The following is a 237-nucleotide window of genomic DNA, read 5'->3' as shown; positions in this document are numbered from 1 at the left end:
TTTTTGCTGAAAACTTCGCCAATCTAAATCATTTATATCATCAGATAAAGTATCTTTATATTCATCCCAATTCTCTATTTTAKCAAAAACATTATTAACATGCTCTTGACTAGAAAAAGCTAATTGGAAAATGCTTAATATATACATCCTTTCTCTATAATCTTTAACATCAAATCCATAAATACTAGCAAGTTCATAAAGGAGTTTAATTTTTATACTAAGTAAAAGARRTAAATC

Annotated in this window: 1 protein-coding gene; it reads right to left on the bottom strand. The window is 24.8% G+C overall.

Annotation, left to right across the window (positions count from 1 at the left end; translation table 11 throughout):
* Positions 1-237, bottom strand: a 237-nt coding sequence (locus tag G3997_RS04990) for an EcsC family protein (protein ID WP_296649056.1), incomplete at both ends; no start/stop codon positions are given.

The sequence above is a fragment of the Romboutsia sp. 13368 genome (genome assembly GCF_018336475.1).
Lineage (GTDB): Bacteria > Bacillota > Clostridia > Peptostreptococcales > Peptostreptococcaceae > Romboutsia.
Note: the sequence above shows the minus strand (reverse complement) of the source record. Positions and strands in the feature narration are given on the sequence as shown.